This window comes from Kamptonema sp. UHCC 0994, from assembly GCF_029167235.1.
In the GTDB taxonomy this organism is placed as follows: Bacteria; Cyanobacteriota; Cyanobacteriia; order Cyanobacteriales; family Microcoleaceae; genus Kamptonema.
The window spans coordinates 1-2,549 of record NZ_JARFTR010000006.1 but is presented as its reverse complement, the minus strand read 5'-3'; the positions used below and the strand labels follow the sequence as shown (position 1 = coordinate 2,549).

Sequence of the window (2,549 nt, the reverse complement as noted above, 5' to 3'; positions counted from 1 at the left end):
CGATATTCTCAGCTTTCTCTCCCCTGATTCTGTCACTGTAGGCAGTTGCCAGATTATTTTGCGTTTGAGCAAATTTTTCGCTTCCCGGTTGCCGATTATTTAAAACTATTTGATAACCTGCTATAGCTATTTCAATATTATTCGCTCTACTTCCCAAAGGAAATTGATAAATATGAATACTCAAATTTTCAATGAGGGCAACAATTGACGCAATTGTTTCTGAATCTTTATCAGCAATTAAATTCTGTGCCACTTGCTGTAAAGTCTCGGCAAAACGGGCATTGAGGAGATGTTGCCGTTGACTGAGAATGGGGTAAACTCCGGCAAGACCACTATAGCTTTCTTCTGCTTGCAATAATTCTACGATAAATTCTAAATATTCTCGTTGATTTTCAGCTTCAGAATCATCCATATTTTCATCATTCCTCCCCACAAATTCCCCTAGCTGACTGACAAGATTTCGCAAAAAATCAGCCGCATTCTCATTTCCTTCCCCTGCCAAGATTTCTGCTACCACCTCGCAAGCTTGCAGAAACTCTGCATCCAGCAATTCCGAGTTAGCCTGTAAAATCTCCTCTTCCTCACCGCTAGGGCAAGTCAGCAGCGCGTTAATCAATTGTAGATAAGCTTGGGCGCGAGTTTCATCCATGATGGCGATGGGATAGCCAATAACACCGAGTCCATCTTATCATAACTTATGCCACAATTGGAGGATACCGCTATTCACCCAACCGACAAACAAGCCCAAACTTGCCTACGAGTCTGTCAGATGTTGTCCAACTACTACCGGGACATCCAGTTATTTAGTTTTAACGAACACAAGGGATATATCTACATTTTGACCTCTGACAATTTAGAAATCATGGTATATCGCGATGGAAATTGGGAGTTTATCAATGAAACCACAATTTGACCAAATGACTCGAAAAGAATTGAGAGATTACGTGCGGGTACATCGGGATGATTTAGAAGCTTTAGATGCTTTGGTAAATCGCCGTAGCCCCGACGCAGAAGTGATTATGTTCCACCCGCCAAAGAACAAAGAAGAAGAACAAGAACAATTTGAATTATTCAAGCGGATAGTGGATGAGAAAACCCGAAAGAAAACCCCTGAGAGTTAAAATAGAGGGCGATCGCGCTTGATCGAAAGAGATGGAAAAAACCCGTTTTCTTTGGGTGAGTCGCCAAGGTAGACATTTTTGTAAATTTTGCCTACCTTAGTAATTACTGAAGCTTAAATCCTTTAGCTGCTAATTGTTGACGGAGACTTTGAATAATTACCGAATCAAGAGTATTATCTCCCCCATTAGGATTAACTTGACGTTGTTTAGCAACATATTCCTCACGTTTTCGAGATAAGTCACGAATACTAGCTTGAATTCTCTCTCTTTCAGCTTTCTTGGCCGCTACATACTCGCGTTTTTGAGCTAAAGTCATACCTCGCATCACTGGCGGTAAAGCATCATTTGATAATTGCTCAAGAGTGACAATTCCTCGATCGAGAGCATCAATTAAATCCCAAGAAGCATTGCTATAATAGTCAGAAACTTTTGAGCTACTACGCAGTGCTAAATTTTCACCAGCATTACTATCTTCCATCGCCTGACGTTGTTGACCAACTGCTCCTTCTCTACCATAAGGAATGTATGTTTGATTGAGTAGATCGTTCAATTTAGTAATTTGATCGTCATAAGGTGACTTGATAACTTCAATCTTTTTGTCTTGGTTAATATTGAAGTGACTACCTCCCGCTAAATTAGCTCCTGAAGCCCAAAGTTGTCGCTCCTGACTTTCTGCTGAACCACAATAGATAGTGTCAACTAAGACATTTTCTCCAGCAGCAAGAGCCACAGATTCTCGCCAAGAAATCGGCCCTTGATCGAAGGGTTCATTCCCGGCAATAAAAATTACTCGAAAATCACCTCGATCCTTACTCCAGTTTAATTGTTTGAGAGCGGAACGCATTACCCAACCAGCATATTCTTGACCGCCATTGGTATTGATACTAAATAGCTTTTCGGAAACTAAATCTAATTCAGGAGTAAATCCAGTTAACATTCTGACAAAACCTTCTTGGGAAGGTAAATTATCATTACCATAATGGTAGAGAGCAACTTCTAACTCTGGTACTTCGCCATCTTTAGTTACTTTAGTTAAGGCATTAACAACTTGCCAAATTTGAGTACGAGTTTGCTCAATCAGTCCATCCATGCTATTACTAGAATCTAGGAGAATAGCCATCTGAATTTTAGCTTTAGCAAAGGCTTGGCTGGGAAAACACAAGAGGCTTAAGGTGAGGGCGGTAGAGAATAAAATTCGAGTGAGTTTCTGCATAGGTTTTCTGTCTGCTTCGATTCAACAGTATTTTCTGCAAATTTAAGTTAAATTTAGCCTATTAATACTTCTGTTACCATAAATGTAACAATAAGTAAAAATAATTGCTGCGATCGCGCAAGCTACTGTTAGTGCTATATATACATGGCTGATGCGGTATAATATGGCTTAAAGACTTTTCCCGTAACGCCGCCCTCTGGGCGGTAAATGAACCG

The 2,549-nt window shown here is 40.3% G+C and carries 4 protein-coding genes; 2 read left to right on the top strand and 2 right to left on the bottom strand.

The genetic code is table 11. The features are described 5' to 3' along the window. Nucleotides 1-649 (bottom strand): hypothetical protein (locus PY364_RS00810; protein WP_275519566.1); only part of this gene is annotated, 649 nt, incomplete at its 3' end. Between the two features lie 48 nt (nt 650-697). Between PY364_RS00810 and PY364_RS00805 the strand changes: the two genes are divergently transcribed. Beyond that, the gene (locus PY364_RS00805) at nt 698-913 is read left to right on the top strand and encodes a hypothetical protein (RefSeq protein WP_275519564.1); all 216 of its coding nucleotides are present in this window, start codon (nt 698-700) and stop codon (nt 911-913) included. Then, nucleotides 897-1,121 carry a hypothetical protein gene (locus PY364_RS00800; RefSeq protein ID WP_275519562.1) on the top strand — a complete coding sequence of 75 codons (225 nt, stop codon included), beginning with the start codon at nt 897-899 and terminating at the stop codon, nt 1,119-1,121. The genes PY364_RS00805 and PY364_RS00800 overlap by 17 nt, the downstream gene beginning before the upstream one ends. A 103-nt stretch (nt 1,122-1,224) precedes the next feature. On the opposite strand, the gene PY364_RS00795 is transcribed toward PY364_RS00800, so the two are convergent. After that, on the bottom strand, nt 1,225-2,334 hold the full coding sequence (locus PY364_RS00795; protein ID WP_275519559.1) for a hypothetical protein: 1,110 nt from the start codon (nt 2,332-2,334) through the stop codon (nt 1,225-1,227). Nucleotides 2,335-2,549 lie beyond the last annotated feature (215 nt).

Excerpts from the sequence above, each read along its gene's own strand:
- PY364_RS00805 (WP_275519564.1), top strand. The coding sequence starts at position 698 with ATGCCACAATTGGAGGATACCGCTATTCACCCAACCGACAAACAAGCC.
- PY364_RS00800 (WP_275519562.1), top strand. The coding sequence starts at position 897 with ATGAAACCACAATTTGACCAAATGACTCGAAAAGAATTGAGAGATTAC.
- PY364_RS00795 (WP_275519559.1), bottom strand. The coding sequence starts at position 2,334 with ATGCAGAAACTCACTCGAATTTTATTCTCTACCGCCCTCACCTTAAGC.